The organism is Terrabacter tumescens (genome assembly GCF_014646815.1).
GTDB classification, from domain to species: domain Bacteria; phylum Actinomycetota; class Actinomycetes; order Actinomycetales; family Dermatophilaceae; genus Terrabacter; species Terrabacter tumescens.
This window is the reverse complement of sequence record NZ_BMNZ01000004.1, coordinates 222,286-245,933: the sequence shown is the minus strand read 5'-3', so window position 1 is coordinate 245,933 and position 23,648 is coordinate 222,286. Positions and strand designations below refer to the sequence as shown.

General features: G+C 71.0%; 21 protein-coding genes. 2 read left to right on the top strand and 19 right to left on the bottom strand.

Annotation, left to right across the window (positions count from 1 at the left end):
- Nucleotides 1-27: 27 nt before the first annotated feature.
- From nuoN to IEY30_RS11545, 16 genes are all read right to left on the bottom strand, one after another.
- Nucleotides 28-1,641 (bottom strand): NADH-quinone oxidoreductase subunit NuoN, encoded by a 1,614-nt coding sequence (gene nuoN, locus IEY30_RS11620; RefSeq protein WP_030195980.1) that lies wholly within the window; start codon nt 1,639-1,641, stop codon nt 28-30.
- The gene (locus IEY30_RS11615) at nt 1,638-3,239 is read right to left on the bottom strand and encodes an NADH-quinone oxidoreductase subunit M (protein WP_030195976.1); all 1,602 of its coding nucleotides are present in this window, start codon (nt 3,237-3,239) and stop codon (nt 1,638-1,640) included. The genes nuoN and IEY30_RS11615 overlap by 4 nt, the downstream gene beginning before the upstream one ends.
- Nucleotides 3,240-3,247: 8 nt before the next feature.
- Entirely contained in the window at nt 3,248-5,233 is a 1,986-nt protein-coding gene (nuoL, locus tag IEY30_RS11610) for an NADH-quinone oxidoreductase subunit L (RefSeq protein WP_030195974.1), read from the bottom strand.
- Between the two features lie 15 nt (nt 5,234-5,248).
- Complete coding sequence (nuoK, locus tag IEY30_RS11605; protein ID WP_373286712.1) at nt 5,249-5,539, bottom strand: NADH-quinone oxidoreductase subunit NuoK; 291 nt, start codon at nt 5,537-5,539, stop codon at nt 5,249-5,251.
- A 5-nt stretch (nt 5,540-5,544) separates the two neighbouring features.
- A complete protein-coding gene (locus IEY30_RS11600; RefSeq protein ID WP_030195963.1) occupies nt 5,545-6,333 on the bottom strand; it encodes an NADH-quinone oxidoreductase subunit J in 789 nt (262 codons plus the stop codon).
- Nucleotides 6,330-7,145 (bottom strand): NADH-quinone oxidoreductase subunit NuoI, encoded by an 816-nt coding sequence (gene nuoI / locus IEY30_RS11595; protein ID WP_030195950.1) that lies wholly within the window; start codon nt 7,143-7,145, stop codon nt 6,330-6,332. The genes IEY30_RS11600 and nuoI overlap by 4 nt, the downstream gene beginning before the upstream one ends.
- Entirely contained in the window at nt 7,138-8,565 is a 1,428-nt protein-coding gene (nuoH, locus tag IEY30_RS11590; protein ID WP_030195933.1) for an NADH-quinone oxidoreductase subunit NuoH, read from the bottom strand. The genes nuoI and nuoH overlap by 8 nt, the downstream gene beginning before the upstream one ends.
- A complete protein-coding gene (locus IEY30_RS11585; RefSeq protein WP_030195930.1) occupies nt 8,562-11,027 on the bottom strand; it encodes an NADH-quinone oxidoreductase subunit G in 2,466 nt (821 codons plus the stop codon). Before IEY30_RS11585 ends, nuoH begins: the two co-directional genes overlap by 4 nt.
- Nucleotides 11,024-12,367, bottom strand: coding sequence for an NADH-quinone oxidoreductase subunit NuoF (gene nuoF, locus IEY30_RS11580; protein WP_030195926.1), 1,344 nt, complete (start codon nt 12,365-12,367; stop codon nt 11,024-11,026). Before nuoF ends, IEY30_RS11585 begins: the two co-directional genes overlap by 4 nt.
- Nucleotides 12,364-13,101, bottom strand: a complete 738-nt coding sequence (nuoE, locus tag IEY30_RS11575; RefSeq protein WP_030195921.1) for an NADH-quinone oxidoreductase subunit NuoE — start codon at nt 13,099-13,101, stop codon at nt 12,364-12,366. Before nuoE ends, nuoF begins: the two co-directional genes overlap by 4 nt.
- Nucleotides 13,098-14,486 carry an NADH-quinone oxidoreductase subunit D gene (locus tag IEY30_RS11570; RefSeq protein ID WP_030195917.1) on the bottom strand — a complete coding sequence of 463 codons (1,389 nt, stop codon included), beginning with the start codon at nt 14,484-14,486 and terminating at the stop codon, nt 13,098-13,100. Before IEY30_RS11570 ends, nuoE begins: the two co-directional genes overlap by 4 nt.
- The gene (locus IEY30_RS11565) at nt 14,486-15,268 is read right to left on the bottom strand and encodes an NADH-quinone oxidoreductase subunit C (RefSeq protein ID WP_030195908.1); all 783 of its coding nucleotides are present in this window, start codon (nt 15,266-15,268) and stop codon (nt 14,486-14,488) included. Before IEY30_RS11565 ends, IEY30_RS11570 begins: the two co-directional genes overlap by 1 nt.
- Nucleotides 15,265-15,819, bottom strand: coding sequence for a NuoB/complex I 20 kDa subunit family protein (locus IEY30_RS11560; protein WP_030195906.1), 555 nt, complete (start codon nt 15,817-15,819; stop codon nt 15,265-15,267). The genes IEY30_RS11565 and IEY30_RS11560 overlap by 4 nt, the downstream gene beginning before the upstream one ends.
- 69 nt (nt 15,820-15,888) lie before the next feature.
- A complete protein-coding gene (locus tag IEY30_RS11555; RefSeq protein ID WP_020145018.1) occupies nt 15,889-16,248 on the bottom strand; it encodes an NADH-quinone oxidoreductase subunit A in 360 nt (119 codons plus the stop codon).
- 133 nt (nt 16,249-16,381) lie between these two features.
- Nucleotides 16,382-17,701: a geranylgeranyl reductase family protein gene (locus IEY30_RS11550; RefSeq protein WP_030195905.1), complete on the bottom strand. Its 1,320-nt coding sequence runs from the start codon at nt 17,699-17,701 to the stop codon at nt 16,382-16,384.
- A gap of 188 nt (nt 17,702-17,889) precedes the next feature.
- Complete coding sequence (locus IEY30_RS11545) at nt 17,890-18,582, bottom strand: demethylmenaquinone methyltransferase (RefSeq protein ID WP_030195904.1); 693 nt, start codon at nt 18,580-18,582, stop codon at nt 17,890-17,892.
- Between the two features lie 93 nt (nt 18,583-18,675).
- Here IEY30_RS11545 and IEY30_RS11540 point away from each other — a divergent pair, with 93 nt between their 5' ends.
- Complete coding sequence (locus IEY30_RS11540) at nt 18,676-19,971, top strand: isochorismate synthase (RefSeq protein ID WP_030195902.1); 1,296 nt, start codon at nt 18,676-18,678, stop codon at nt 19,969-19,971.
- A 15-nt stretch (nt 19,972-19,986) separates the two neighbouring features.
- Nucleotides 19,987-21,750, top strand: coding sequence for a 2-succinyl-5-enolpyruvyl-6-hydroxy-3-cyclohexene-1-carboxylic-acid synthase (gene menD, locus IEY30_RS11535; RefSeq protein WP_030195897.1), 1,764 nt, complete (start codon nt 19,987-19,989; stop codon nt 21,748-21,750).
- Between the two features lie 15 nt (nt 21,751-21,765).
- Here the strand turns inward: menD and IEY30_RS21900 are convergent, their stop codons facing one another.
- From IEY30_RS21900 to IEY30_RS11525, 3 genes are read right to left on the bottom strand one after another with little or no spacing between them, the layout of a single operon-like run.
- Complete coding sequence (locus tag IEY30_RS21900) at nt 21,766-21,879, bottom strand: DUF6188 family protein (RefSeq protein ID WP_229674958.1); 114 nt, start codon at nt 21,877-21,879, stop codon at nt 21,766-21,768.
- A 2-nt stretch (nt 21,880-21,881) separates the two neighbouring features.
- On the bottom strand, nt 21,882-22,646 hold the full coding sequence (locus IEY30_RS11530) for a 3-keto-5-aminohexanoate cleavage protein (protein ID WP_030195892.1): 765 nt from the start codon (nt 22,644-22,646) through the stop codon (nt 21,882-21,884).
- The gene (locus IEY30_RS11525; RefSeq protein WP_030195888.1) at nt 22,643-23,647 is read right to left on the bottom strand and encodes an o-succinylbenzoate synthase; all 1,005 of its coding nucleotides are present in this window, start codon (nt 23,645-23,647) and stop codon (nt 22,643-22,645) included. Before IEY30_RS11525 ends, IEY30_RS11530 begins: the two co-directional genes overlap by 4 nt.
- Nucleotide 23,648 lies beyond the last annotated feature (1 nt).

Here is a 23,648-nt window from a genome sequence, read left to right as displayed (position 1 = left end):
CGTGACCGTGCTGACGCGTGCGAGCCGTCATCGGACGAACTGCGACGCGCGGTCGGCGAGGTCGAGCAGGGCCGACGGCAGGACGCCGAGGGCCAGGGTGATCAGCGTGCCGATGGCGATCGAGAACGTCGTCGACACCGACGGCGTCACGACCTCGACGCCGTCGTCGGGGGCGTCGCTGAAGAACATCAGGACGATGACCCGGGCGTAGACGAACACCGTGATCGCGCTGCAGAGCACGCCGACGACCGCGAGCACCGTGCCCGTGGCGCCGCCCGTGCCAACGGCCGCCGAGAACACGCCGAACTTCGAGACGAAGCCCGAGGTCAGCGGGATGCCGGCGAAGGCGAGCATGAGGAAGGCGAACGCCGCGGCGACGACCGGGTAGCGCTTGCCGAGCCCGGCCCACTGGGACAGGTGCGTGGCCTCGGCGCCGTTCTGGCGCACGAGCGACACGATGGCGAACGCCGCGATCGTCGAGAAGCCGTAGGCGACGAGGTAGAAGAGCACCGCGCCGACGGCCTTGCGGTCGAAGGCGAGCACGCCGACGAGGATGAAGCCCGCGTGCGCGATCGAGGAGTAGGCGAGCAGGCGCTTCATGTCGGTCTGCGTGACCGACAGCACCGCGCCGACGACCATCGTCAGCAGCGCGACGAGGACGAGCGCGTTGGTCCACTCCCAGCGGCCGGTGTCGAGGCCGACGTAGGCCAGGCGCAGGATCGCGCCGAACGCAGCGGCCTTGGTGCACGCCGCCATGAAGCCGGTGACCGGCGTCGGGGCGCCCTGGTAGACGTCGGGAGTCCACGCGTGGAACGGCACCGCACCGACCTTGAAGAGCAGGCCGACGAAGACGAGGAACGCACCGGGCAGGAGCAGGCCGTTCATGGCCAGCGGGCCGGCGGCGATCGCCTTGGACAGGTCACCGAAGTAGACCGAGCCGGCGTAGCCGTAGAGCAGGGCCGTGCCGAAGAGGAAGAACGCCGAGCTGAACGCGCCGAGCAGGAAGTACTTCAGCGAGGCCTCCTGCGACAGGAGACGACGACGGCGCGCGAGGCCCGAGAGGATGTAGAGCGGCAGCGAGAGCACCTCGAGCGCGACGAACATGCCGATGAGGTCGTTCGTCGTCGGGAAGAGCATCATGCCGAAGATCGCGAACATCGTCAGCGGGAAGACCTCGGAGGTCAGCGCACCCGCACGGGCCGCAGCGGTCTCGACGGCCGAGCCCGGCGTCGACGCACCGCTGGGGGTGAACGCGTCGGGACCGACGCCACCGAAGCGCTCGGCCATCGTCAGGACGCCGAGGACACCCATGAGCAGGATCGTGCCCTGCATGAACAGGGCCGGGCCGTCGATGGCGAGGGCGAAGAGCTGGCGGTTGGTCGAGCCGTCCGTCAGGCCCATCGTCAGGCCCTGGTGCTTGGCCGCGACGATGATCGACGCGGCTGCCGCGAGCAGGCCCACGACCGAGAGCGTCACCTGGATGGCGTGGCGCCGCTCGCGCGAGGCGAACGCCTCGACGAGGACACCGATGAGCGCCGTGCCGAAGACGATGAGCAACGGCAGGATCGCGAGGTAGTCGACGTTCGACTGCTGGAACGCTGCGGGAAGCGTGGGCAGCGCCAGCGGAGCGACGGCGGTCACTTCGAGCTCCCTTCGGCCACGGTGCCGGCCGGGTTGAGGTTCGGAATGGCTTTCTGGACGTGCGACAGGGTCTGGTCGACGGCCGGGTTGATCACGTTGAGCGCGAGGTTCGGCAGGAAGCCGAGCACGAGGAACGCAGCGATCAGGGGCGCGGCGACGAGCTTCTCGCGCGTCGTCAGGTCACGCACGGCGGTGAGACCGCGGCGGGCCGGCTCGTCGAGCCGGTCGTGCTCACGCTCGCTCACGAGGCCCTCGGGCTTCGGGCCGGTCATGACCTTCTTGTACATGAGCAGGATGTAGAGCGCGGCGAGGATGATGCCGGCCGTCGCGATGACGGCGGCCACCGGCTGTGTCGGGAAGCTGCCCACGAGGACGGTGAACTCCGAGACGAAGCTCGCCAGGCCCGGCAGGCCGAGGCCCGAGAGGCCCGCGATGAGGAAGATGCCCGCGAGGGCCGGCGTGATCCGCTGCCACCCACCGAAGTCGGGGATGCGCTTGCTCCCGCGACGGCGTACGAGCATCGCCGCGAAGAGGAAGAGCGCCGCGGTCGAGAAACCGTGGTTGACCATGTAGAGCGTGGAGCCCGCGTGGCCGACGTTGGTGAAGGCGAAGATGCCCAGCACGATGAAGCCGAAGTGGCTGACCGAGGTGTAGGACACCAGGCGCATCATGTCGGTCTGGCCGATGGCGAGCAGCGCACCGTAGATGACGGAGATCACCGCGAGGGCCACGACGACGGGCGTCGCCCACTCGCTGGCCTCCGGGAAGAGCTGGAGGCAGAAGCGGATCATCCCGAACGTGCCGACCTTGTCGAGCACACCGACGAGCAGCGTCGCCGTGGCGGGCGAGGACTCGGTGGCGGCGTCGGGCAGCCAGGTGTGGAACGGCACCATCGGCGCCTTGACCGCGAAGGCGAAGAAGAAGCCGACGAAGAGCAGGCGCTCGGTGGTCGGGTCCATCTGCAGGCCGGTGAGACGCTCGATGAGGAAGCCGTCGCTGCCGCCGGGGCCCTGGAGGTACAGGGCGATGACGGCGACGAGCATGATGAGCCCGCCGGCCAGCGAGAAGAGCAGGAACTTCATCGCGGCGTACTGCCGGCGCGGACCGCCGAAGCGACCGATGAGGAAGTAGACCGGGATGAGCATGGCCTCGAAGAAGACGTAGAAGAGGAACACGTCGGTGGCGGCGAACACCCCGACCATGAACGTCTCGAGCACGAGGATCAGCGCGAAGTAGGACTTGACGCGCTGGCCGCCGCGGGGGCCGGCCTCCTCGGGCACGTCGTGCCAGGCGGCGAGCAGGCAGATCGGCGTCAGGACGAGCGCCATGAGGATGAGCACGAGCGCGATGCCGTCGACGCCGAGGGCGTAGGAGACACCGAACTGAGGGATCCACGAGTGCTGCTCACCGAGCTGGAACTGCTTGCTCGAGGCGCGGTCGAACTGCGTCGCGGCGATGATGCCGACGACGAGCGTGACGAGCGAGAAGCCGATCGCCATCCGCTTGGCGTTCTCGGCGCTCCCCGGCACGAAGGCGACGACGAGCGCCCCGACGAGCGGGATGAGGCCGAGGATCGTCAGCCAGGGGACGGTGGACATTGCGGTCATCAGGACATCACCCAAAGAGCACCGAGGATGGCGACGACACCAGCGAGCATCGTCAGGGCATAGGAGCGCGCGAAGCCGTTCTGCAGCTTGCGCAGGCGGGAGCTCGTCCCGCCGACGAGGGCGGCGAGGCCACCGGCCGCACCGTCCACGCCCTTGCTGTCGGCGAAGACGAGCGAGCGCGTGAGGTGGATGCCGGGTCGCATGAGGAGGGCCTCGTTGACCTGGTCCTGGTAGAGGTCCTTGCGGGCGGCCTGCGTGAGCAGCGAGCCCGCCGGGGCCTTGGCCGGGACGTCGTCGCGCCAGTAGCGCAGCCAGGCCAGGGCGATACCGGCCGCGACGAGGACCAGGGTCAGCACGACGAGCAGCCACGGCGGCAGCACGGGGTGGGCGCCCTCCGGCTCGGCCCCGGTGACCGGCTCGAGCCAGGTCGTGATGCCGCCGGTGGCGCCGAGCACGAGGCCGAGGAAGGCCGACCCGACCGCGAGGATCATCATCGGCACCGTCATGAGCAGGCCGGACTCGTGGGGGTGGACGTCGTCGGTCCAGCGCTTCTTGCCGTGGAAGGTCATGAAGAACAGGCGCGACATGTAGAAGGCCGTGATGCCCGCGCCGATGAGGGCGGCGAGACCGAAGACCCACGGGCGCCAGCCCTCGCCGATGAAGGCGGCCTCGATGATCTTGTCCTTGGACCAGTAGCCCGAGAACGGGGGGACACCGAGGATGGCCAGCCAGCCGAGGCCGAAGGTGGCCCAGGTGATCTTCATGGCCCCGGACAGGCCGCCGAAGCGGCGCATGTCGACCTGGTCGTTCATGCCGTGCATGACCGAGCCGGCGCCGAGGAACATCCCGGCCTTGAAGAAGCCGTGCGTCAGCAGGTGGAAGATCGCGAAGGCGTAGCCGACCGGGCCGAGGCCCGCCGCGAGCATCATGTAGCCGATCTGGCTCATCGTCGACGCCGCGAGGGCCTTCTTGATGTCGTCCTTGGCGCAGCCGACGATCGCCCCGAAGAGCAGTGTGATGGCGCCGACGATGACGACGACGAGCTGGGCGGTCGGGGCCGCCTCGAAGATCGCCGACGAGCGCACGACGAGGTAGACGCCGGCCGTGACCATGGTCGCGGCGTGGATGAGCGCCGACACCGGCGTCGGGCCGGCCATGGCGTCACCGAGCCAGCTCTGGAGCGGGAACTGCGCCGACTTGCCGCAGGCACCGAGGAGCAGCATCAGGCCGATGGCCGTCATGAAGCCCTGGTTGGCGTTGTCGCCGGCCGCGCCGAGCACCGTCTGGAAGTCGACGGCGCCGAAGTGGAAGAACATCAGCATGATCGCGATGGACAGGCCGAAGTCGCCGACGCGGTTGGCGACGAAGGCCTTGTTGGCCGCGGTCGCGTAGGCCGGGTTGTAGTTCCAGAAGCCGATGAGCAGGTAGCTCGCGAGACCGACGCCCTCCCAGCCGACGTAGAGCAGCAGGTAGGAGTTGGCCAGGACGAGCAGCAGCATCGCCGCGACGAAGAGGTTGAGGTAGGCGAAGAAGCGGCGCCGGTCGGGGTCGTGCTCCATGTACCCGAGCGAGTACACGTGGATGAGCGAGCCGACGAAGGTGATGAGCAGCACGAAGACCATGGACAGCTGGTCGACGAGCAGCCCCGCGCTCACCTTGAAGGCGCCCGCGGCGACCCAGTCGAACAGGTCGATGCCCACGGCGCGGTCCTCGGCGCCCCGGCCGAGCATCGCGAGGAAGACGAGCGCGCCGACGACGAAGGCGCTCCACGACAGGACCGTCGCGAGCACGGGCCCGAACTTGTCGGTGCGGCGGCCGCCGAGCAGCAGGACGGCGGCGCCGAGCAGCGGCAGCGCGACGAGAAGCCACGCGTATGCCGTCACCCCGCTGGCGGCGTGCGCCTCACCTTCGTGCGTGGCGAGGCCCACGGCATACGTGCTCAGCGTGCTCGGCGAGCTCGCGAGCGTCTGGACGAGAGTTCCCATTCTGGCCGGCGCTCCTTACAGCTTCAGCAGGTTGGCGTCGTCGACCGAGGCCGAGCGGCGGGCGCGGAAGATCGCCATGATGATGGCGAGCCCCACGACGACCTCCGCGGCTGCGACGACCATGACGAACAGGGCCATGACCTGCCCGTCGAGGGCGCCGTGCATCCGGGAGAAGGTGACGAGGGCGAGGTTGGTCGCGTTGAGCATGAGCTCGACACCCATGAAGACGATGATCGCGTTGCGTCGGATCAGCACGGCGGCCGCGCCGATCGCGAAGAGCAGCACCGCGAGGTAGACGTAGTGCATCGGGCTCACTTGGACCGACCCTCCTCGATCTCGCGCTCCATGTGGCGCTCGACGTCCTTGAAGCCGTCGGCGGTCGCGACCTGGTCGCGCGCCACGAGGACGCGCGAGACGGACAGGTCGCTCGGCGTGCCGTCGGGCAGCAGCGCCGGGGTGTCGACCGCGTTGTGGCGGGCGTAGACACCGGGCGCGGGCAGGCCGGCGACGTTCTTGTTGTCGCGGACGCGCTTGGCGGCCCACTCGGCCTGCGTGATGCGCGGCGTCAGGCGCTCGCGGTGCGCGAGCACCATGGCGCCGAGGGCGGCCGTGATGAGCAGCGCGGAGGTGACCTCGAAGATCCAGACGTACTGGCCGAAGATCAGCTCGGCGAGGCCGGTCACGTTGCCGGTCTCGGCGTTGGTCGAGACGACCTTGTCCATGCCGGCCTGCACGCTCTGCTCGTCGATGACGACGCGGCCGAGCGAGAAGACGAGGATGCCGGCGAGGCCGACGACGAGCAGCAGGGAGGCCCAGCGCTGGCCCTTGATCGTCTCGACGATCGAGTCGGAGGAGTCGACGCCGACGAGCATGAGGACGAAGAGGAAGAGCATCATCACGGCGCCGGTGTAGACGAACACCTGCACGATCCCGAGGAAGTCGGCCTTCTGCATGATGTAGAAGATCCCGAGGATCACCATGACGAGCGCCATGCCGAGGGCGGCGTGGACGGCCTTCTTGGCGAAGAGCAGGCCCAGCGCGGCGACGACCGCGATCGGAGCGAGCAGCCAGAAGCCGACGGCTTCGGCGGTGGAGGTCACGGGTTGGCCCCTTCCCTGGTCTGGGGTGCGGTCGGGTGCGTCACGTGCACGACGTCGTGCTCCCCCGGGGTGGCGGCCGCGACGTTGCCCGGCCCCTCGGCGTAGACGTCGTCATCGTCGTCGACGGCGTCACGCGCGTCGACGTAGGCGCGCTGCGCGGCGGTCGGCTCGCTGACCTTGCCCTGGTAGTAGTCGCGCTCCTCGAGCCCGTCGGACATCGGGAACGGCGGCGGGAGCATGCCGCTCTGCAGCGGCGCGAGCAGCTGGTCCTTGGTGAAGATCAGCTTGCCGCGGTCGTTGTCGGCCAGCTCGTAGAAGTTCGTCATCGTCAGGGCGCGCGTCGGGCAGGCCTCGATGCACAGGCCGCAGAAGATGCAGCGCAGGTAGTTGATCTGGTAGACGCGGCCGTAGCGCTCGCCGGGGCTGAAGCGGCCCTTGCCACCCTGCTCGAGCGGGGTGTCGTCGTTGTCGGCGCCCTCGACGAGGATCGCGTCCGCGGGGCAGGCCCACGCGCACAGCTCGCAGCCGATGCACTTCTCGAGGCCGTCCGGGTAGCGGTTGAGCTGGTGGCGGCCGTGGAAGCGCGGCGCCGTGGGGCGCGGCTTCTCGGGGTACTCCTCGGTGGCGACCTTGCGGAACATCGTCGAGAACGACACCCCGAAACCGGCCACGGGCGCGAAGAGCTCGGACAGGAAGCCCTTCTCGCGCTCGTCGCTGCCGGATCGCTGGTCACGCGGGGCGCCGACCTCCGAGCCCTTGCCGGTGGCGGGGCTCTGGGGCGACACGTCCTTGCCGACGGTGTCGTCAGCCATGGTCCTCCTCCTTGACGGCGGTCGAGGTGCTCGGGCTGGCAGTGCTTGAGGCGCTGGCGGTCGTCAGGACCGGCTCGCGCGACGACGCGAGGCGCGGCGTCGGCTCGGCGAGGCGCTGACCCGGAAGGGGCGGCACGGGGTAGCCGTCCTGGAAGGGGTCGATCTCCTCCGGCGGGGCCTCGTCCTCGGCGGCGGCGCGGGCCGCGCGCTTGTCGTCCCAGATCCAGGCGGCGGCGAGCGCGATGACGGCGACGATGCTGACGATGACGACGGTCGCGACGGACAGCTCGCGTCCGGCGAAGGTCAGCTTGCTGTCACCGAGGAAGCCGAGCTGCGCGCCACGGATGAACGCGACGGCGACGACCCAGGCCAGGGTGATCGGGATGAGGAACTTCCAGCCGAAGCGCATGAACTGGTCGTAGCGCACACGCGGCAGCGAGCCACGCAGCCAGACGAAGAGGAACATGAAGAGCCACAGCTTGGCGGTGAACCACAGCAGGCCCCACCAGCCGCCGCCGAACATGTTGTCGTTGATCGCCGAGATGAACGGCGGGGCCTGCCAGCCACCGAGGAACAGCGTGGTGGCCAGGGCCGAGACGGTGAACATGTTGACGTACTCGCCGAGGAAGAACATCGCGAAGCGCATCGAGGAGTACTCGGTGTGGAAGCCACCGGTCAGCTCCCCCTCGCCCTCGGCGAGGTCGAAGGGCAGACGGTTGGTCTCGCCGACCATGGTGATGACGTAGACGGCGAAGCTGAAGAACGCCGGCAGGATGTACCAGAGCGAGCTCTGCGCCGAGACGATGGCCGAGGTCGACATCGAGCCGCTGTAGAGGAAGATCGCGACGAGCGAGAGGCCCATGGCGATCTCGTAGCTGATGACCTGGGCGGTCGAGCGCAGGCCACCGAGCAGCGGGTACGTCGAGCCGGAGCTCCACCCGGCGAGGATGATGCCGTAGACGCCGACCGAGGCGACGGCGAGCACGAGCAGCACGGCGACGGGGACGTCGGTCACCTGCAGCGGCGTCTCGTGGCCGAACATCGACACGGTGCCGCCGACCGGGATGATCGCGAACGACACGAAGGCCATCGTCGCGGCGATGAGCGGCGCGAGGGTGTAGATGAGCTTCTCGGCGTTGGCCGGCGTGATGTCTTCCTTGAGCATCGACTTCATGCCGTCGGCGAGGGTCTGGAGCAGACCGAACGGGCCGTTGCGGTTCGGGCCCGGGCGCTGCTGCATGCGGCCGATGACGCGTCGCTCGAACCAGATGACGAGCAGCGTCGAGATGAGCAGGTAGACGAAGATGCCGACGGCCTTGATGAGGGCCAGCCACCACGGGGTGTCGCTGAAGTCCGCCGTGGGGTTCTCGGTCATGGGCAGCGCGGCCGCCACCCCGTATGCGGTCAGGCCGAGGCTCATGCCGCACCACCCTTCGTGACGTGGACGCGGCCACCGGCATCGGTGCCGAGGCCGGCTCGGACGGAGCAGTCCCTGGAGTTGGTCGGGAGCCACACGACGCCGTCGACCATGCCTTCGACGACCTCCGCCGGCAGCGTGACGCTGCCCGCCGGACCGGCGACCGTGACGTGGTCGTCCTCGGCCAGGCCGAGGGAGGCGGCCGACGCGGCCGACAGCCGGGCGACGGCCCGCGGCGCGGTGCCGGCGAGGAACGGCTCGCCGTCCTGCATGCGACCGGCGTCGAGGAGCGTCGCCCACGTGGACAGGACGAAGTCGCCGCTGCCGTCGGGCGCCCCGGCGGCACGGTGGCCCTCGGGAGCAGCCGTGGCACGGGCTCCGGCCCACGGGCCGAGCGCCTCGAACTGGGCGTGGATCTCGCGCTGGGTGCGGGTCTCGAGGAAGAAGCCCATCTCGCTCGCGAGCATGTCGAGCGCACGGTGGTCGCTCACGGCGTTGCTCTCGAGCGCCTCCTCGAAGGCGCGGACGCGGCCCTCCCAGTTGACGTAGGTGCCGGTCTTCTCGGCCTGCGGCGCGACGGGCAGCACGACGTCGGCGACGGCGGTCACGGGCGACTCGCGCAGCTCGAGGGAGACGACGAACGCCTTCTCGAGGGCAGCAGCGGCGGCCGGGTCACCGAGGTCGGACGGGTCGACGCCACCGACGAGCAGGGCCTCGATCTCGCCCGCGGCGGCGGCCGCGACGATGCCGGCCGTGTCGCGGGCCGGCGTGGCCGGGACGTGGTCGACGTCCCAGGCGCGGGCGACCTCGGCACGGGCCGCGGCGTCGGCGACGGGGCGGCCTCCGGGCAGGAGCGCACCGAGCGCACCGGCCTCCAGGGCACCGCGCTCCCCCGCCCGACGCGGCACCCACGCGAGGCGGGCACCGGTGGCGGCGGAGAGGTCGGCCGCGGCACGCAGCGCACCGGGCGAGGTGGCGAGGCGCTCACCGACGAGGATGACGCCTCCGCCGGCGAGGGCCTCGCGGGCGGGGCCCGCGAGGTCGGCCAGGGCAGCGGCCTCGTGGCCGGGGACGGTCGGCAGCAGGGTGCCACCGAGCTTGGTCAGGCCGCGCGTCGCGTGGGAGCCCACGGCATACACCTGCGTCTTGTGCTTGCGGAAGGCCTTGCGCAGGCGCAGGAAGACGATGGGGCTCTCGTCCTCGGGCTCGAAGCCGACGAGCAGGACGGCGGTCGCCTTCTCGAGGTCGGCGTAGGTGACCGAGCCGGCCTCGGGGCCGGTAGCGACGACGTGCTCGGCGAGGAAGGCGACCTCCTCGGCCGAGTGCGGGCGCGAGCGGAAGTCGACGTCGTTGGTGCCGAGCACGACGCGCGCGAACTTGCCGTAGGCGTAGGCGTCCTCGGCCGACACGCGACCGCCGACGAGCACACCGGCGCGCTTGCCGGCCAGGCCTGCCGCTGCGACGGCGAGCGCCTCGGGCCAGCCGACGACCTTGAGCTCGCCGTCGCCGTCACGCACCATCGGCAGCTCGACGCGGTCGGGCAGCGTGGCGTAGGTGAAGGCCCAGCGACCCTTGTCGCAGTTCCACTCCTCGTTGACCGCCTGGTCCTCGGCAGCCATTCGCCGCAGCACGACGCCGCGGCGGTGGTCGGTGCGGATGGCGCAGCCGCTCGCACAGTGCTCGCAGACCGACGGCGTCGACACGAGGTCGAACGGCCGGCTGCGGAAGCGGTAGGCGGCGCCGGTCAGGGCGCCGACCGGGCAGATCTGCACGGTGTTGCCCGAGAAGTAGCTCTCGAAGGGCTTGTCCTCGTAGATGCCGACCTGCTGCAGCGCACCGCGCTCGACGAGCGCGATGAAGGGGTCGCCGGCGACCTGGTCGGAGAAGCGGGTGCACCGGGCGCAGAGCACGCAGCGCTCACGGTCGAGCAGCACCTGCGAGGAGATGTTGATCGGCTTGGGGTAGGTGCGCTTGACGTCCTCGAAGCGCGACACGGCCCGGCCGTTGCTCATCGCCTGGTTCTGCAGGGGGCACTCGCCGCCCTTGTCGCAGACCGGGCAGTCGAGCGGGTGGTTGATGAGAAGCAGCTCCATGACGCCGTGCTGCGCCTTGTCGGCGACCTTGGAGGTGTGCTGCGTGTTGACGACCATGCCCTCGGACACGGTCATCGTGCAGGACGCCTGCGGCTTGGGCATCGGGCGGACGTTGCCCTCGCGGTCGGGCATCGCCACGTCGACGAGGCACTGGCGGCACGCCCCGACGGGGTCGAGCAGCGGGTGGTCGCAGAAGCGCGGGATCTCGATGCCGACGGTCTCGGCCGCGCGGATGACGAGCGTGCCCTTGGGCACGCTGACGGGCACGCCGTCGATCGTCAGGCCGACGTGGTCGGGGTTCGGGGGCACCTGTGCGTTGCCGCCCTTGTCGACGGCGTTGCCGCCTGCGGACGGGGAGGTCGTGACGGTCATGCGGACACCATCCCGCTGGACTCCTTGGTCTGGACCGGGGTCTGGACAGGGAAGAGGACCGACTTCTCCGGTGGGAACAGCTCGTGCGCCGGCGTGTGCATGCCGGCCTCGAACTCCTCGCGGAAGTACTGGACGGCCGAGGTGATCGGGCTCGTGGCCGCGTCACCGAGGGCACAGAAGCTGCGGCCGAGGATGTTGTCGCAGATGTCGACGAGCTTGTCGATGTCGTCCTGCGTCCCCTGGCCCGCCTCGATGCGGTTCATGATCTGGCGCAGCCACCACGTGCCCTCACGGCACGGGGTGCACTTGCCGCACGACTCGTGGGCGTAGAAGTCGGTCCACCGGGCGACGGCGCGCACCACCGAGACGGTCTCGTCGAAGACCTGCAGCGCGCGCGTGCCGAGCATCGAGCCGGCCGCTGCGACCGAGTCGAAGTCGAGCGGCACGTCGAGGTGCTCGTCGGTGAAGATCGGCGTCGAGCTGCCACCGGGCGTCCAGAACTTCAGCTTGCGGCCGCCGCGCATGCCACCGGCGAGCTCGATGAGCTCACGCATGGTGATGCCGAGCGGGGCCTCGAACTGGCCGGGGTTGGTGACGTGGCCGGAGAGGCTGAAGATGCCGAAGCCCGTGGACTTCTCGGTGCCCATGCCCTTGAACCAGTCGGAGCCCTCGAGGATGATCCCGGGCACCGAGGCGATCGACTCGACGTTGTTGACCGACGTCGGGCGGGCGTAGAGGCCGGCGGCGCCGGGGAACGGCGGCTTGAGGCGCGGCTGGCCGCGGCGACCCTCCAGCGAGTCGAGCAGGGCCGTCTCCTCGCCGCAGATGTAGGCGCCGGCGCCGGCGTGCACGGTGATGTCGACCTTGACGCCCTTGCCGCCGACGTTGTCACCGAGGTGACCCGCGGCGCGGGCCTCCTCGACGGCGCGCAGCAGGCGGCGGTAGACGTGGACGACCTCACCGCGGAGGTAGATGAACGCGTGCTCGCAGCCGATGGCGTACGAGGCGATGATGACGCCCTCGATGAGCGCGTGCGGGTTGGCCATCATGAGCGGCACGTCCTTGCACGTGCCCGGCTCGGACTCGTCGGCGTTGACGACGAGGTAGCGCGGACCGCCGTCGGGCGGGCTCATGAACGACCACTTCATGCCGGTCGGGAAGCCGGCGCCTCCGCGGCCACGGATGCTGGAGTCCTTGACGGCGTCGATGATCGCCTGCGGCTCCATGTCGAGCGCCTTGGTGAGGGCCTTGTAGCCGTCGTGGCGCTCGTACGTCGCGAGGGTCCAGGACTGTGGGTCGTCCCAGAACTTCGTGAGGATCGGGGTCAGGGTGTCGGTCACTTCGATCCGTCCTTCCCGTCGGCGCTGCCGGAGCCGGGGGCGACCCAGCCGCGCTCGTTGGCGATCCTGAGGCCGAGCAGGGACGCCGGGCCGGCGCCCACGCCCTCGTCGGCGCGGCCGTCCTCGAAGCCCGCGAGCACCCGCGAGACCTCCCTGAACGTGCAGACCTTGGCGGCGCCGCGCGTCGGCGCGACGTCCTTGCCGGCGCGGAGGTCCTCGACGAGGCCGATCGTGCTCTCTGGCGTCTGGTTGTCGAAGAACTCCCAGTTGGCCATGACGACGGGCGCGTAGTCGCACGCGGCGTTGCACTCGACGCGCTCGAGGGTGATCTTGCCGTCCTCGGTCGTCTCGTCGTGGCCGATGCCGAGGTGCTCGGAGAGCCGGTCGAAGATCAGGTCGCCGCCCATGATGGCGCACAGCGTGTTGGTGCAGACGCCGACGGTGTAGTCACCGTTGGGGTGGCGCTTGTACTGCGTGTAGAAGGTGGCGACGCCGCTCACCTCGGCCTCGGTGAGGTCGAGCACCTCAGCGCAGAAGCTGACGCCGCGGCCCGTGACGTAGCCGTCGACGGACTGCACGAGGTGCAGCAGCGGCAGCAGCGCCGAGCGCTTCTGCGGGTAGCGCGAGATGACCTCGGCGGCGTCGACGTGCAGCTTCTCGAGGACGTCGGCGGCATAGGGCGCCTTCGACTCCGGGCTGACGTGCAGGTGGCCTGAAGCGTCGTGGCCGCTCAACGGTCCACACCTCCCATGACGGGGTCGATCGAGGCCACGGCGACGATGACGTCGGCGATCTGGCTGCCTTCGCACATCGCGGCCACGGCCTGCAGGTTGTTGAAGCTCGGGTCGCGGAAGTGCGCGCGGTAGGGGCGCGTGCCGCCGTCGGAGACGACGTGGCAGCCCAGCTCGCCCTTGGGTGACTCGATGCCGACGTACGCCTGGCCTGCCGGCACCCGGAAGCCCTCGGTGACGAGCTTGAAGTGGTGGATCAGGGACTCCATCGAGGTGCCCATGATCTCGCGGATGTGGTCGAGGCTGTTGCCGAGGCCGTCGCTGCCCAGCGCGAGCTGCGCCGGCCACGCGATCTTCTTGTCGGCGACCATGACCGGGCCCTCGTTCGCCTGGAGGCGGTCGGTGGCCTGCTCGATGATCTTCAGCGACTCGTACATCTCGTCGATGCGGATGCGCAGGCGGCCGTAGGCGTCCTGGCTCGTGCGGGTCTTGACCTCGAAGTCGTAGGTCTCGTAGCCGCAGTAGGGGTCGAGCTTGCGCAGGTCGTGCGGCAGGCCGGTCGAGCGGAGCACCGGGCCGGTGATGCCGAGCGCCATGCAGCCGGCGAGGCCCAGCACACCCACGTCGACCGTACGGCCCTTGAGGATGGGGTTCTCGTTGAGGAGCGCCTCGAGCTCGCCGAGGCCGCGACGGACCTCGGGGACCATCTCGCGCAGCGCGTCGATGCAGCCGGGCGGCAGGTCCTGGGCCACGCCGCCGGGACGGATGTAGGCGTTGTTCATGCGCAGGCCGGTCACCATCTCGATGACGCGCAGCAGTCGCTCGCGCTCACGGAAGGCGACGGTCATGACGGTCGTCGCGCCCATCTCCATGCCACCGGTGCCGAGGCAGATGAGGTGGCTGCTGATGCGCGTCATCTCCATCATGAGGACGCGGATGACGTTGGCGCGCTCGGGGATGTCGTCGGTGATGCCGAGCAGCTTCTCGATCGCGAGGCAGTAGGCCGCCTCCTGGAACATGGGCGTGAGGTAGTCCATGCGCGTGCAGAACGTGACGCCCTGCACCCAGGTGCGGTACTCCATGTTCTTCTCGATGCCGGTGTGGAGGTAGCCGATGCCCGCGCGGGCCTCGGTCACCGTCTCGCCGTCGATCTCGAGGATGAGTCGGAGCACGCCGTGCGTCGACGGGTGCTGCGGCCCCATGTTGACGACGATGCGCTCCTCGCCGAGCGAGGTGGCCTCGTCGACGAGGTCGTTCCAGTCGCCGCCGGCGGCGTTGAAGACGTGGGCGCCCTCGCTGGCCTGCTCGTCGGCCACGGACGTGGCGTAGACGTCGTTGGCGCCGGGGTCCGGCACCTCGGTCTGGGTGAACTCGGTGTGCGTGCTCATCAGTTGTACGACCTCCGCTGGTCCGGCGGCGGGACGGTGGCGCCCTTGTACTCGACGGGGATGCCGCCGAGGGGGTAGTCCTTCCGCTGCGGGTGGCCCGGCCAGTCGTCGGGCATGAGGATTCGGGTGAGGGCCGGGTGGCCGTCGAACTCGATGCCGAACATGTCCCACGTCTCGCGCTCGTGCCAGTCGTTGGCCGGGTAGATCGAGACGATCGACGGGATGTGGCGGTCGTCGTCGGGGCAGCTGACCTCGACGCGGACCCGCCGGCCGCCGTGGGTGATCGACAGGAAGTGGTAGACCGCGTGCAGCTCCTCGCCGGCGCGGTTCGGGTAGTGCACGCCCGAGACGCCGGTGACGATCTCGAAGCGCAGCGAGGCGTCGTCGCGCAGGACGCGCGCCACCGCGGGCAGGTGCTCGCGGCGGACGTGGATCGTCATCTCGCCGCGGTCGATGACGACGCGGTCGACGGCCTCGGCGTAGGAGGCGGTGCCGCCCACGAGGCCACGCTCGAGGTTGTCGGCGATCTCGTCGAAGTAGCCGCCGTAGGGCCGCTCGGACACGCCGGCGACGAGGATCGGGCGGACGAGGCCGCCGTAGCCGGTCGTGTCGGCGCCCTGGGTCGCGCCGAACATGCCGTGGCGCACGCCGACGACCTCGGGCTCGGTGGGGGTGCGCTCCTGGGCCAGCTCGATCTCGTGCGGCGTCAGGCCCGAGGACTGGTCCTTGGTCGTGTCGGCGTTCACGGCGCCCTTGTCGTCGTTCTTGTCGCCGTCGCTCATGCGAGCAGGCCCTTCATCTGGTGCGTCGGGGTCGCGGAGAGCGCGGCGGCCTCGGCGGCCTTGGCGGCGTTCTCCCGGTTGACGCCCAGCGGAGAGGTCTCGATCTGGTGGTGCAGCTCGATGATCGCGTTGAGCAGCATCTGCGGCCGCGGCGGGCAGCCGGGCAGGTAGATGTCGACCGGGATGATGTGGTCGACGCCCTGGACGATGGCGTAGTTGTTGAACATGCCGCCCGAGCTGGCGCAGACGCCCATCGAGATGACCCACTTGGGGTTGGGCATCTGGTCGTAGACCTGGCGCACGACCGGCGCCATCTTCTGGCTCACGCGACCGGCCACGATCATCAGGTCGGCCTGGCGCGGCGTCGCCGAGAAGCGCTCCATGCCGAACCGGGCGATGTCGTAGTCGGGCGTGCCCACGGCCATCATCTCGATGGCGCAGCAGGCGAGGCCGAACGTGGCCGGCCAGATCGAGGCCTTGCGCATGTAGCCGGCGAGACCCTCGACGGTCGAGAGCAGGAACCCGGCTGGGAGCTTCTCTTCGAGACCCATTGCTTACTCCTTAACCTTCCTGATGAAACCCGGTGGACGCGCGCCGCAGGTGCGGCATGGTTCCCCGGGTCAGTCCCACTCGAGCCCGCCGCGACGCCACACGTAGGCGTAGGCGACGAACACCGTGAGGATGAACAGGACCATCTCGACCAGCGCGAAGAGGCCCAGCTTGTTGAAGGCCACCGCGAACGGATAGAGGAAGACGGACTCGATGTCGAAGATGATGAAGAGCATCGCCGTCAGGTAGTACTTGATCGGGACGCGACCACCGCCGGCCGCCTGCGGCGTCGGCTGGATGCCGCACTCGTAGGCCTCGAGCTTGGCGCGGTTGTAGCGCTTGGGCCCGACGACGAGCGAGGTGAAGACCGACAGCGCGGCGAACGCGAAGCCGAGACCCAGCATGAACAGGATCGGGACGTAGGAGTTCATCCGAGGTCACGTGCCTTCCGGTCGTGCGTGTCGTGCATGGTGAGAGCTGGGGCGCAGGTGCGCGGCGCACCCATCCTAGGGGCGTCGGTGACGATTGTGCTCGGCGTCACAAAGGCGTCGGCGCGCAGGGTGCTCATGCGCTCGGCGCCAGCCGGGAGAGGGTGGTGATGAGGCGGTCGCTCGCGCCCTTGCTCGAGGGGTCGGCGAGGTTGGCCATGATCTTGAGGAGCAACGGCATGAGCTTGGTGCGGGGCAGGCCGTACTTCGTCGCGAGGCGCATGACCTCGGGGTTGCCGATGGCGTGGGCGAACCAGCGTCCGAGCGTGAAGTAGCCGCCGAGCTCGTCCTTCATGACCTTGGGGTATGCCGCGAGCACCCTCTCGCGCGCAGCGTCGCTCGGGCGTGCCATCGCCTGCGCGACGAGCTCGGCGCCGAGCCGCGCGGCCTCGAGGGCGTAGTCGATGCCCTCGCCGTTGAAGGGGTTGACCATGCCGCCGGAGTCACCGACGAGCAACAGGCCGTCGGCGTAGAGCGGCGCGCGGTTGAAGCCCATCGGCAGCGCGGCTCCGCGGATCGGGCCGGCCGTCTCGTCGTGCTCGAGCTGCCACTCGGGGTTGATGTCCTCGACCCAGCGACGCATGACGTCCTTGTAGTCCGTCTTCTGGAAGGCCGAGGTGGTGTCGAGGGTGCCGAGGCCGACGTTGGTGCGGCCGTCCTCGAGCGGGAAGAGCCAGCCGTAGCCCGGCATGAGGATGCGCTTGCCGCTCTCGTCGCGGCTCCACAGCTCGAGGTGGCTCTCCATGTAGTCGTCGCGTCGCGGCGTGCGGTAGTACGCCCGGACCGCGACGCCCATGACGCGGTCCTCGCGCTTCGGTCGGCCGACGGCGGTGGCGAGGCGGGAGGAGACACCGTCGCTCGCGACGACGACGGGGGCGCGGTAGGTGACGGTCTCGCCCGTCGCGCGGCCGGCCTCGTCGAGGCGCTTGGCCGTGACGCCGGTGACGCGGCCCGAGGAGTCACGCACGGGGGCGGAGACGCTGGTGCGCTCGTGGAGGCGGGCGCCCTTTGCCTCGGCGTGGCGGGCCAGGGTCTCGTCGAGCTGGGCGCGGGTGCGCACCATGCCGTAGCCCGGGAAGGCGTCGGACTCGGGCCAGTCGAGCTGCAGGGTGTGGCCGCCGCCCTTGATCCGCAGGCCCTTGGTGCGCTGCCAGCCGGTCGTGTCGACGCCGAGGGAGATGAGCTCCTTCGTCGCGCGGGGGGTCAGCCCGTCGCCGCAGATCTTGTCGCGGGGGAAGGAGGACTTCTCGAGGAGGACGACGTCCAGGCCGTGGTCCGCGAGGTACGCGGCCGTCGCACTGCCACCCGGGCCGGCGCCGACGACGATGACGTCGGCCCGCTCGACGGGTGCAGCGCCAGAGCCCGAGGGGCTGGGCGCGACGCTCGAACTGGTCATGTCTCCTGCACGCTTCCGGACCGCTTGTGAAGATCTTCACGAACTAACTTCGGGAGTCTATTCCCGGGATTTCGCCCTTGTCAGATAAGGCATGCCTAACCCTGCACACGGGAGCTCACGGTCGCTGGGCGACCTGCGCCCCCGTGGACCCCGCCACGAGGGCTGCGGGCGGCATACGTGGTCGTGGCTCAGCGCTTGGTGGCGTGGTGCAGCGCGACGATGCCGCCCGTGAGGTTGGTCCAGCCGACCTGCTGCCAGCCGGCCGCCTCGATGACGCGGGCGAGCTCGCCCTGCGGCGGCCAGGCGCGGATGGACTCGGCGAGGTAGACGTAGGAGTCGGGGTTGCTCGACGTGCGGCGCGCCACCGGCGGCAGGGCCCGCATGAGGTAGTTGGAGTAGACCGTGCGGAAGACCTTGTTGACCGGCTGGCTGAACTCGCAGACGAGCAGGCGGCCGCCGGGCTTGGTGACGCGGAGGAACTCGCGCAGCGCCGTCTCGGCGTCGGCGACGTTGCGCAGCCCGAAGCTCATCGTCACGACGTCGAAACTCGCGTCGGCGAACGGCAGGCTCATCGCGTCGGCGGCCGTGAACGCCATGTCGGGGCGGCGGCGGCGACCGACGCGCAGCATGCCGAGCGAGAAGTCGGCCGGGACGACCTCGATCTCCTGGTCGGCCCACGGCTCGCTCGAGGTGCCGGTGCCGGCGGCGATGTCGAGGATGCGCTCCCCCGGCTTGGCGTCGACGGCCTTGACGACGGCCCGGCGCCACAGCCGGTCCTGGCCGAGCGAGAGGACGTCGTTGGTCACGTCGTACTTCTCGGCCACGGTGTCGAACATCGACGCGACGTCGACCGGCTTCTTGTCCAGCTGCGCACGGGTCATGCGCTCATCCTCGCACCCGCGCGGGTGTGGGTCGGGTCGCACCTGCGGCCACACGGCGGGGGTCGCGGTCGTTCGGTCGTAGAGTTGCAACCGATGTCCACGCTTCCCGCCCCTGGAGCGCCGTCCCCCGCCGCGGGACCGACGGTCGTCGTCCGCACGGTGCCCCTCGAGGCCGCGGACCCCCTGCTTGCCTACCTCCCGTCCGACCGGCCGCACGACGAGCTGCTGTCGTGGGTGCGCCGCGGCGAGGGCCTCGTCGGGTGGGGCTCGGCCCTGACGTTCGAGGCGACGGGCGCCGACCGCTTCGGCGAGGCAGAGGCGTGGTGGTGCGACATCGTCCGCCGCGCCGTCGTGCGCGACGAGGTCGAGCGGCCGGGCACGGGGCTCGTGTGCTTCGGATCCTTCCCCTTCGCCTCGGACTCCGCCGAGTCGGCCCGCCTCGTCGTACCGTCGACGATCGTCGGACGCCGTGACGGCCAGGGATGGCTCACCACCTTCTCTCTCGACCCGCAGCTGACGCTCCTCGAGCGCCCCTCTGTCGCAAGCGATCCCGAGCCTCCGCGTGACGTGGCCTTCGCGGACGGGCAGGTCTCCCCCGCCGCCTACGCCCATGCCGTCGCCGAGGCCGTGCAGCGGATCGGGGCGGGTGAGGTCGACAAGGTCGTCCTCGCCCGCGACCTCGTCGCGACGGCGTCCGCCCCCATCGACCCCCGTTGGCTGCTGCGCCGTCTCGCCGACCGCTACGAGAACACGTGGGTCTTCTCCGTCGCGGGCCTCGTCGGCGCGACGCCGGAGCTCCTCGTCCGGCGCGACAAGGGCCTGATCACCTCGCGCGTGCTCGCCGGCACGATCCGTCGCACCGGCGACGACGCCAAGGACCTCGCGCTCGCCGCCTCGCTCGCGCGCTCGTCCAAGGACCTCGAGGAGCACGAGTACGCCGTCCGCTCCGTCGCCGAGGCGCTGGCGCCGCACTGCTCGTCGATGAACGTGCCCGAGGCCCCCTTCGTGCTGCACCTGCCCAACGTCATGCACCTCGCGACCGACGTCGCCGCGGTCAGCGTCGACGACGCCTCGTCGCTGACGCTCGCCGCGTCGCTGCACCCGTCCGCCGCCGTGGGCGGCACGCCGACGGCCCGCGCCGTCGAGCTCATCGGCGAGCTGGAGCACATGGACCGGGGCCGCTACGCCGGCCCCGTCGGCTGGATGGACGGGCACGGCGACGGCGCGTGGGGCATCGCCCTGCGCAGCGGCGCCCTCGACGCCCGCGACCCCTCGCAGATCACGCTGTATGCCGGGTGCGGCATCGTCGCGGGGTCCGACCCCGAGTCCGAGGTCGCCGAGTCCGACGCCAAGCTCATCCCGATGCGCGACGCGCTCGCCAGCGACTGACGGGAGGCGGCCACGGTGACGGGTGACCGGACTGCGCCGGAGCTCGCCCTGCGCGTGCTGCAGCAGCTGTGGCAGGGCGGAGTGCGTGACGTCGTGCTCGCACCGGGCTCGCGCTCGGCGCCGTTCGCGCTGGCGCTAGACGCGGCAGAGCGTGACGGTGACCTGCGCCTGCACGTCCGCGTCGACGAACGGTCGGCCGGGTTCCTCGCCCTCGGGCTGGCCACGGGCTCTCGGCGGCCGGTCGCCGTGGTCACGACGTCCGGCACGGCCGTCGGCAACCTGCTGCCGGCGGTCATGGAGGCGCACCACACCGGCCGTCGGCTGGTCGTCGTCAGCGCCGACCGTCCGGACCGGCTGCGAGGCACGGGCGCCAACCAGACGACCGACCAGGCCGGCATCTTCGGGACCTTCGCACCGTGCCACGACCTCACCGCCGCGCTGCCGTACGAGGACCTCGAATCGGTTGTGGCGCAAGCGTGCTCGCGCCGTGGACCGACCCACCTCAACGTCCAGCTCGACGGTGACCTCATGCCGTCCGACCCCGACCCCGACACGTGGTGGCACCGCCCCGAAGCCCTCCAGAGCCACGACAGCTCCGCCCCGGCGGAGGTCCTGCGTCGGCAGGAGTCGTCGCCGGGAGTCGCGGGGAGCTCAGGGGTCGAGGCATCGGTGACCATTCCGACCGACGGGGAGCTGCTGACGCTCGGGCCGCGCACCGTCGTCGTGGCCGGTGACGACGCCGGACCTGCTGCACGGCTGCTCGCCGAGGCCGCCGGCTGGCCGCTCGTCGCCGAGCCCACCTCCGGCGCCCGCGTCGGTGGCCAGGTCCTGCGCACGGGCCGGCTGCTGCTGACGACCGACCTGCGGGACGACGTCGAGCGCGTCGTCGTGGTCGGCCACCCGACGCTGTCGCGGCCCGTCACGAGCCTCATCAGCGACCCGGGCCTCGAGGTCCTGTCGGTCCGCGGCCGGGACGGCGTGGCCACCGACCCCGGCCGGGTCGCCCGCATGCTCGACGTCGTGCCGCGAGTCGACGGTCCGGACGACCCGGCGTGGTTCGCCGCCTGGCGGGCAGCCGACGACCGGCTGTCGACCCTCATCGATGCGGGACTCGCTGCGCCCCACGGTGATCCGGCTCGACCACCGGGTGACGCGGGCCTGTCGCCACTGACCGTCGCGGCAGTCGTCGGGGCAGCTGTCGCAGCGGACACGAGCCTCGTCGTCGGCTCGTCGAACCCCGTCCGCGACCTCGACGTCATGGCCGCACCGTGGCCGCCGCACGAGCACCGCTTCGTCGTCGGCAACCGCGGTCTCGCGGGCATCGACGGCATGGTCTCGACGGCAGTAGGTGTCGCACTGGGCCGGCCGCGGGCGACCCGCAGCATCGCCTACCTCGGCGACCTCACCTTCCTCCACGACACGAACGGCCTGCTCATGGGCCGCGGCCAGCGCCGCCCGGACCTCACGTTCGTCGTCCTGAGCGACGATGGCGGCGCCATCTTCAGCACCCTCGAGCAGGGCGACCGTCGCTACGCCGGCGCCTTCGAGCGGGTCTTCGCGACCCCGCACGGCACGGACCTCGAGGCACTGTGCGCGGCGCACCACACGGCATACGAACGCGTCGACGACCTCGAGCGGCTCGCCGCGGCTCTCGCCGAAAGACCCTCTGGCACCAGGGTGCTCGAGGTCCCGGTCTCCCGCGCGGACCGTCGCGCGGAGGCCGCGTGGCTGCGCGAGCTCGCCCGACAGGTCAGGCAGCCGCGCGCCGCCCGACCCTGAGACGTCGACGACGGGTCAGGCGCCGGAGCCGGGCCAGCTCGCCAGCTCCCCACCGGGCATGCAGACGATGCGCTCGCCGGCCGGTCCGGTGATCTGCCAGGCCTCGTAGTCGGGCGAGGCGTGCCGCACGCTCAGCCGGGGGCGTCGGGGACCGGCCAGCGCGAGGGCGTGCTCGGCTCGGAACGGACGGCTGCGGCGACGAGCGCCGCGTTGTCGCGGGCCTCCCTGCCGTCCGGCATCAGGCGGGTGTCCTCGAGGCCGATGCGCACGTCGTAGCCGGCCGCCTGCGCCCAGCGCAGCACCGGCCAGGTCCACCGCTCCTCGCCGTGCACGAGGACGGGCACCGGCGACATCCCGAGCGCCGCGAGGATCCGCTCGGCAGCCCAAGGCCCGTCGGAGCCGGGTGTGACGCCGGGGATGAGCTCGACGAGCACCCGCTCGACCTGCCAGGGCCAGCCGGTGGCGACGAAGCTGCTGGCGGCCTGCGGCGTCCAGATGCCGGCCTCGACCCCGATCCCGTTGTCGCGCAGTGCAGCCGCGATCTCGACAGCGCCGTCCTCGTGCCAGTTGACGCTGGCGCAGTCCGGTCCGCCGAGGTCGGGCGACGGCCACTCGGAGACGTGGGCGAGCTTGCGCCGGGCACTGTCGACGATGCCGTCGCGGGTGCTCAGGCCGACGCGCAGTCCCGGTGTCGCGGCCCTGATCGCAGTGACGGCCTCGACGACGTGCCGGGTCTCGAGGGTCTCGCGACCCGAGTCGTCCCGGGGGTGCACGTGCACCATGAACGCGCCGGCCGCCACCGCATCGGCCGCGGCCCGTGCGAGCTCGTCGGGCGTCTGCGGCACACGCGGGTGCTGGCGTCGGGTGCGGTCGCCGTTGAGGCAGGCCTTGATCACCGCGGACTCCCGGCGGCGAGCACCGCGTGGCAGCGGACGAGCCGGTCACGCCACCACCGCTGCCGGTCGGCCGGGGCGGCGAGCGCCTCGAGGGTCGCGGGGTCGGGCACGGCGCGGCCGACCGTCAGCAGCCCGCCCGCGGGCCGCCACGGCGTCGCCGAGACGTCGCGTTCGAAGAGTCCGACGGTGCCGAGCCCGCAGGCGTGGTCGAGCGAGGGCAGCGCCGCCGCGAGGGCGACACCGGCCGCGATGCCGACGCTCGTGTCGAGGGCCGAGGACACGACGGCAGGGAGCCCGCACGCCTCGACGACCTCGAGCGCGGCCGCCACACCGCCGAGCGGGGCGACCTTGACGACGACGACGTCGGCCGCGCCGAGCCGCGCGACCCGGACCGGGTCCTCGGCCTTGCGGATCGACTCGTCGGCTGCGATGGGGACGTCGATCCCGTTGCGCGCCAGGGCGGTCCGCAGCTCGACGAGCTCCTCGACCGTGGCGCAGGGCTGCTCGGCGTACTCGAGGTGGTATGCCGCCAGCCTCCTCAGTGCCTCCGTGGCCGTGGCGACGTCCCAGCCGCCGTTCGCGTCGATGCGCACGTGCGCCCCGGCCCCCATCGCGGACCGGACGGCGGCCACGCGGTCGACGTCGTCGTCGAGGGACTGGCCCTTCTCGGCGACCTTGACCTTCGCGGTCGTGCACCCGTCGAACCGGGCGAGCACCTCCGGCACGCGGTCCGGACCGACGGCGGGGACGGTCGCGTTGACGGACACGGCGGTGCGCACGGGGGCCGGCCACACGGCATACGCGGCCTCGATGCCGGCGGCGAGCCATCGCGCGGACTCGGCGTCGGCGTACTCGACGAAGGGGCTGAACTCGCCCCAGCCCGAGGGACCCTCGATCAGCAGGGCCTCGCGCACGTCGACCCCGCGGAAGCGGACCCGCATCGGCAGCGAGACGACGTGGGCACCCGAGAGGAGGTCGTCGACCGGCGGCAGCGTCGTCATG